The organism is Methanobrevibacter sp., from assembly GCF_045577275.1.
In the GTDB taxonomy this organism is placed as follows: Archaea; Methanobacteriota; Methanobacteria; order Methanobacteriales; family Methanobacteriaceae; genus Methanobrevibacter.
In genome coordinates this window covers 1-6,887 of record NZ_JAZNIB010000012.1, presented here as the reverse complement: position 1 = coordinate 6,887, position 6,887 = coordinate 1, and the positions used below count along the sequence as shown (strand labels likewise).

The following is a 6,887-nucleotide window of genomic DNA, read 5'->3' as shown; positions in this document are numbered from 1 at the left end:
TAAAATTAAAAATTATTAAAAATTTATTAAAAATTTATTAAAAATCGATTGTGGTAATATGATTATATTAAATGAAAATACAAAATGTTTGGTACAGGGAATCACTGGTAAACAAGGACAATTCCATACCGAGCAAATGATGAAATACAACACAAAAATTGTAGCAGGCGTAACTCCAGGTAAAGGTGGTCAAGAAGTTTGTGGAGTTCCTGTTTTTGATTCTATTGAAGAAGCTAAAGAAAATGTTGATGTAAATGCATCAATCATATTTGTACCTGCTCCTTTTGCAAAGGATGCTGCATTTGAATCCATTGAGCATTTGGATTTAGTAATTATTATTACAGAACACATACCTATTCATGACACTATGGAGATCATGGCTTATGCAAAGGAAAAGGGAGTAACTGTAATCGGACCTAACACTCCAGGAGTAATCTCTCCTAAAGTTGGAAAACTTGGTATTATGCCTACCCACATCTTTTCTGAAGGAAGTGTTGGTGTAATCTCCAGAAGCGGTACCTTAACCTATGAAATTGCAAGCCAATTGACTCGTGCAGAAATCGGACAAAGCACTTGTGTAGGTATTGGAGGAGATCCTGTAATCGGAACTCCATATATTGAAGTCCTAAAGATGTTTGAAGAAGACCCTGAAACAACAGAAATCGTATTGATCGGTGAAATCGGTGGAGGAGCTGAAGAAGCTGCAGCAGAATATATTAATGACAACATAACCAAACCTGTTGTTGCTTATATTGCAGGTCTTTCTGCACCACCTGGAAAAAGAATGGGTCACGCAGGTGCAATCATTGCAGGTAATTCCGGTACTGCAAAAAGTAAAATGGAAGCTTTAGCTGCTGCTGGTGTTAAAGTAGCTAGCAAACCTTCTGAAATTGTAGAGTTTATTAAGGAAGCTCGTGGAGAATAAATTTCTCCTTTCTTTTTTTATTTTTTAATTTTATTTTTATTTAAATAATCATTAAATAATAAGAATTAAAAATTATTGTGTTTAAATGCTGTTTTTATAAATAAACTATTTCTAGAGTGATATTATGGATAAGGAAGAAATCATTGAAAAATTATTGGCTGGTGAAATGAAACTTTATCAGATAGATAAGTATACTCAAACAGCTACCGAAGCTTTAGATATTAGAAGAGAGTTTATAGAAAGATATTCCGATTGCAAGCTTGATCAAATATCCAACTATACTTTGGACATGGAACTTGCATTTGCAAAAAACATTGAAAATCCTATAGGAACCATACAAGTGCCTATTGGTGTTGCAGGACCTGTAACAATCAATGGGGAACATGCAAAAGACGATTTCTTCATACCTCTTGCAACATCAGAAGGTGCATTGCTTGCATCTGTCAACAGAGGTTGTTCTGCAATCACTGCAGCTGGAGGAGTTAATGCAAGAGTCATTGGGGATAAGATGACAAGGGCTCCTGTAATAAAAACAGAATCTGTAGTTGAAGCAGTTAAAGTCAAGCAGTGGTTTGAGAATAAGTTTGATGAGCTTAAGGAAATCGCAGAATCCACTACCAGTCATGGAAAATTAATCAAGATAGATCCAATTATCATCGTAGGAAATTATGTTTATCCACGTTTCTGCTACTCAACTGGAGACAGTATGGGTATGAATATGGTAACAATAGCTACTGAAAAGGTTTTAGAGAAATTATATGAGGATTTAGGTGTTCATGCCATTGCATTAAGTGGAAACCTTTGTGTAGATAAGAAACCAGCAGCAATCAATGTTGTTGAAGGCAGAGGTAAAACAGTTGTTGCAGATATCTTGATTCCTGAAGCTATTGTAAAGACTAAACTTAAGACAACTGCAAAAGCTATTGAAGAGGTAAATACCGCTAAAAACCTAATAGGTTCTGCAGCAGCAGGAAGCATGGCTTACAATGCTCATTTTGCCAATATGATTGGAGCGCTTTTCCTTGCTACAGGTCAGGATGCTGCACATGTTGTGGAAGGTTCCCTTGGTATAACAACTGCTGAAGACAGGGATGGGGATTTATATTTCTCTGTTAATATGCCAGATTTGCCTATTGCAACCATTGGTGGTGGAACAAGGCTTGAAACTGCTAATGAAGGATTGCAGATTCTTGGATGTGCAGGCAGTGGCAATGTAAACAAATTTGCTGAAATTGTTATTTCAACAGTTTTGGCAGGTGAATTGTCATTGGTTGGAGCATTAGCTGCTGGCCATTTAGCTAAAGCTCACAAAGAACTAGGAAGATAATTAAATTTTATTATTATCTTTTTTTATTTTTTTAATTTATTTTTTTTTCATAACATTTTTATTAATTTATTTGACTGATTTTAACAATTTGATTATTATGTCTGAAGAAGAGTATATTGATTTTAAGAAGGAATTTGAAGATTTTAAGAAAGAATTGGAAAATAGCAGACCTATTTTTGATGATGATTCAATTGAATTCAATGATTTTGATAACTTAATTTCTGCGTCTGAAGATTCCGATTTGAGTGATTTATTCAATTCTAATAATTCTAATGATTCCAGTAGTATTATTAATGACTATCCTAACATCACTCTTGAAACTGATAGCATATTATTAAATTTGATAATTAAGAAAGATTATTCAAAAATTGATGATTTGGATGAAAGAAAAAAAGAGTTTTTCAATGATTTAAGGGAATTCATTGATGAATTTGAATCAACTGAAGAGTCTAACCAATTGATGAAATTCTATCAAAAATAGAATTTAGGATAAATTTTTAAGAATTAATTAAAATAATATAAATACTAAAATGGACATAATTACAATTACATAAAAACAATAGTTATATTTTTACAACTATTGAGGTGATATTATGTGTAGTTCTGGAGGCCCAATGGCTGATCTTTCAATGAAAAAATTGAAAACAAAAAAATATAAATGCTTGGATTGTGGAAATGACTTTAAAGGATTAGGTAAAAAGGTTATCTGTCCTTCATGTCAAAGTGACAATGTAGAAGCACAAGAATAAGTGTATTGCTATTTTAATTGTTTTAGAGTAAATTAAATATTTACTCTTTAAACTTTTTTTATTATTTTTACTTTTAGCTATTTTGAGATATGGCTATTTTTAGCTAATTTAGATTATTTTTTAGAATTTTATTCAATCAATTTTTATCATTAAGGCGATAGTATGCAAACGGAAATAAAATTTACTAAAGATGAAATACTGTTTTTGATTGGTGAAAGCGGTATGGTTGGAATCGCTAAGGCTGGAGAAGATAAGATGCTTTTTATAGGAACTCCAGACAGTGATGAAATCGTTCAATATTTGGAAGAAGACGATTTAATAGCTGTTTCTTCATTTAATCTTGGTGAAAAATACGAAAAGGGTATAAGATCATTAATTTATCTTACAAGGGATATAGAGTCACCAATACTTGTTCTTCCAAAGGACCATCCATCTTCAAAAAGGCTTAAAATGGTATTGTCAGTAGGTGAAAATGTCAGATTGGATTGTGGAATAGTTCCTGGAACTCACCCTGAACAGGATATTTTATGCTCTTGTGATAGCTTATCTGGTTTGAATATCATCAAATCTGATGATGGTGTTGTTATAGAAGGGGAAGTTAAGAATTATAAAATTGAACCTTTTTAGATATTTGATTTTTATTATTTTTATAAAAAATTTTATATATATAAAACAAATTATTAAATAATAGAAATAATTATTTTGATTAAAAAAGTACAGATTTGACAATTATGTTATTGCATGAACAGGCATTCCAATTAATCGGAGAAGGACTTGTGCTATTAGTCTTTATAATAGTGCTAATCTTAATTGTAGGCCTTATATTAGGGATTATTTTGGTTAGGAGGAATAAATTACTATTTCCATCATTGGTCATATTCATTGTAAATGTATTTTATTCTCCTCTAAAGAGTTTCGCAAATCTTTTAGGTCTCGATGATTCTTTAGTCGATAATATTGGAATAGAAGTAAGAAATAAGGTCAATAAGCCTAAATTCGATGAGATTTCTCCAGAAGATAAGATAATTGTATTGCCTCATTGTCTTAGATCAGCTCAATGTGAAGCAAGCCTAAAGGAAACCGGTATCAAATGTACCTATTGTGGAAAATGCGCTATCGGAGTGATAAAGCAAAAAGCCGAACCTATGGGTTATAGGGTGTTTATTGTACCGGGATCCAGTTTTGTCAAGAAGATAGTTCAGCAAAACAAGTTCAAGGGAGTTGTTGGTGTAGCTTGCCATGTGGACTTGAATCAAACAATGATGGCTTTAGAAAAGTTTTCTCCACAAGGAGTCCTTTTATCCACTTCAGGCTGTTTTGAAACTAAAGTGGATGTTTCAAAAGTTCTTGAAACCATAGGATATTACGAATTTAAGGAAAATCAAAATAATCAAAGTGTTGAATTAAATGAAATTTCAAATGATGATGTGATAATCGAACCAAGCAAATAGTAATTATATTCATTTAAATAGAGAATCGAGGTGAAAAAATGACTGATAGTGATATTAATCCATTCTTTGTATTAAAGAAGATTAGAGAAGGGGAAGAATTGAAGATGGACCAAAAGAACATTAAAATCAGGATGAATTCCGATAAAATAATGGCTATCCACTATAAGGCACCTATGGAAAGAACAATTGAATTGGAAATGTTCTTTGATAAGTTCAATCCTATTGACAGAATCAATTATAATATTGGCGGAACTGGATGGGTTGGCGCTAATTTCAGAGGTATAATCGATGGAAAGGATGCAGATTTGCCAATCGATTATGACTATAAGATCTTAATGCTTGAAGAGTACAAATGCCCTACAAAAGTAGAACTTAAAAACTTAAAAAGAAGTTCTAAATTTAGGCCTAATTTTACTATAGCTGATTCTAAATAAGTTTTTAAACTTATTTTTTTATTTTTTATTATTTTTTTAATCTATTTTTCTTTTTTACTATTTTATACTATTTTTTTACTATTTTTAACTTGATTTAAGTCTTTTTTTTAATTTTTTACAGTTTTTAAGTATTTTGCTATTTAAAGAAAAGATTTATTTATTATGATAAATCTAAATTATTAATATTAATAAAAAAAATTTTATTAATTAAAGATTTTTTTCTATAATTTATAGGAGGAAAAGTATGCTTAATAAAAAAATAACTATCATGGCTGTTGCTATCCTAGTGCTTATCATAGCTTCTATAGGATCTGTTTCAGCATTTGAATTATTCGGTATGGACTTGTTCGGCGGGCCTACAACTGACTTTGACACCAATTTCATGTCAGGTACTTTTACTGGTGATTTAACTCAAAATGAGGTCGATGATAAAGGCCCTGCTAAAGGATGGTCAGCTTCTTATGAAAATAAGGAAAATAATATTACTTACAATATGTCTTGTGTAAAGGATGGAGACTTCATCACTGATGTTTATCAATTGCAGGGATTAAGCCAACCGGAAATAAGGAATTATAATGGTCAGCCTTGGAAAATCTTTTTCTCACAAGCTGTTCCTGATACAAATATCACTGATGATAAAAAATCTTCAGATGATTCCAACAGCACTAATGACACCATAAATGTGTACATTTGTGAAGCAGATATTAATGGAACTGCATACACAATCAATGTAATGTCCTATGACAATAAAACAGAATGTGATGGTACATTGTTCTGTCCATTATATAAGGACCATATAGAACCTTTAATCAAAAGCATTAAATTTAAAGATTCTAAAAAAGCTCCAGAGATGTATGAAATATTAAATATGTCTAAAGAGGAGTTCAAATTTAATCAAGAATATGTAGATAAAGTATTTTCAGGTGAGATACCATTAAATGGATAGATTTTGCCTATTCTGGAGAATATAATTTATTGTTATTTAATTTATGAAATGATAAATTTATTCTCTTTTTACTTATTTTAGAGATTTGAAGTGATATTTATGAGAGTTACTGTTTTTCATGCCAATGAATGTGATAAGAGGAAATGCACTGCATTCAAAATGGAAAAGCAAGGAAAATGCAAGATAGTTTATAAAATACATCAAATTCCTCGTGGTGCAGTTGTTTTAAATCCATTTTCTGAAAAGGCAGTTTCATATGAAGATAAGCCTCTTGTTGAAAATAAAGGCATAGTTGGGCTTGATTGTTCATGGAATAAGGTATCAAGCTCCGCAAGTTTCTTTAGCTTATCCAAATATCATAGATCTCTTCCTTTTTTAATTGCAGCAAACCCAGTTAATTTTGGAAAGCCTTGTATTTTATCAACAAATGAAGCTATTGCAGCAACATTTTATATAACTGGATTTAAGGAAGAAGCCCATCATATTATGGATGGATTCAAATGGGGTCATTCATTCATTGAAATGAATTATGACCTATTGGAAGCATACAGTTCAGTTAAAACAAGCGAAGAAGTTGTTAAAATACAAAATGAGTTCTTAGAATCTCATGAAAATAAAAAATAATAAACCTAACATTTATATACTATTAAAATCATATTTTATATTAATAGTTATGATTACATGCTTTGTAATTCATGATTTATTCTTTTTAAAACTTTTATTATGAATTTTTGAATTTTTTCATAAATTTTTATTTAAGTTATATTGATCAATTAATTTAATAATTATGGAGGAATTTTTAATGGCAAGATTTGAAGAAGCAGAAAACAGAATGTTTAATGTAAAAATCTGTTTAAAATGTAATGCACGTAATCCTGCTGGAGCTACTACTTGTAGAAAATGTGGTTACAAAGGTTTAAGATTCAAAGCAAAAGAACCTAGAGGATAGATTCACTCTATCCCTTTAAACTTCAAAGGGAATTTTATATTCTCTTTAGATTTTTACTATTTTTATTATAATATATATCTACTAATTTTACTAATTTTACTAATTT

At 30.6% G+C, this 6,887-nt stretch carries 10 protein-coding genes; all 10 read left to right on the top strand.

The window, feature by feature from the left end; genetic code table 11:
- Positions 1 to 58: 58 nt before the first annotated feature.
- Positions 59 to 925, top strand: coding sequence for a succinate--CoA ligase subunit alpha (sucD, locus tag ACKI67_RS00380; protein ID WP_407461395.1), 867 nt, complete (start codon positions 59 to 61; stop codon positions 923 to 925).
- A gap of 124 nt (positions 926 to 1,049) precedes the next feature.
- Positions 1,050 to 2,252 carry a hydroxymethylglutaryl-CoA reductase (NADPH) gene (gene hmgA, locus ACKI67_RS00375; RefSeq protein WP_407461394.1) on the top strand — a complete coding sequence of 401 codons (1,203 nt, stop codon included), beginning with the start codon at positions 1,050 to 1,052 and terminating at the stop codon, positions 2,250 to 2,252.
- 97 nt (positions 2,253 to 2,349) lie between these two features.
- Positions 2,350 to 2,733: a hypothetical protein gene (locus ACKI67_RS00370; protein WP_407461393.1), complete on the top strand. Its 384-nt coding sequence runs from the start codon at positions 2,350 to 2,352 to the stop codon at positions 2,731 to 2,733.
- Between the two features lie 112 nt (positions 2,734 to 2,845).
- Positions 2,846 to 3,001: a hypothetical protein gene (locus ACKI67_RS00365; protein ID WP_295618478.1), complete on the top strand. Its 156-nt coding sequence runs from the start codon at positions 2,846 to 2,848 to the stop codon at positions 2,999 to 3,001.
- Positions 3,002 to 3,163: 162 nt separating this feature from the next.
- Positions 3,164 to 3,628, top strand: a complete 465-nt coding sequence (locus ACKI67_RS00360) for a hypothetical protein (RefSeq protein ID WP_407461392.1) — start codon at positions 3,164 to 3,166, stop codon at positions 3,626 to 3,628.
- A gap of 104 nt (positions 3,629 to 3,732) precedes the next feature.
- On the top strand, positions 3,733 to 4,452 hold the full coding sequence (locus ACKI67_RS00355) for a DUF116 domain-containing protein (protein ID WP_407461396.1): 720 nt from the start codon (positions 3,733 to 3,735) through the stop codon (positions 4,450 to 4,452).
- Positions 4,453 to 4,490: 38 nt separating this feature from the next.
- A complete protein-coding gene (locus tag ACKI67_RS00350; RefSeq protein ID WP_407461391.1) occupies positions 4,491 to 4,886 on the top strand; it encodes a hypothetical protein in 396 nt (131 codons plus the stop codon).
- Positions 4,887 to 5,130: 244 nt separating this feature from the next.
- On the top strand, positions 5,131 to 5,832 hold the full coding sequence (locus ACKI67_RS00345) for a hypothetical protein (RefSeq protein WP_407461390.1): 702 nt from the start codon (positions 5,131 to 5,133) through the stop codon (positions 5,830 to 5,832).
- Between the two features lie 99 nt (positions 5,833 to 5,931).
- Positions 5,932 to 6,456 carry a DUF367 family protein gene (locus tag ACKI67_RS00340; protein ID WP_407461389.1) on the top strand — a complete coding sequence of 175 codons (525 nt, stop codon included), beginning with the start codon at positions 5,932 to 5,934 and terminating at the stop codon, positions 6,454 to 6,456.
- Between the two features lie 178 nt (positions 6,457 to 6,634).
- Entirely contained in the window at positions 6,635 to 6,781 is a 147-nt protein-coding gene (locus ACKI67_RS00335) for a 50S ribosomal protein L40e (RefSeq protein WP_048812436.1), read from the top strand.
- Positions 6,782 to 6,887: the final 106 nt, after the last annotated feature.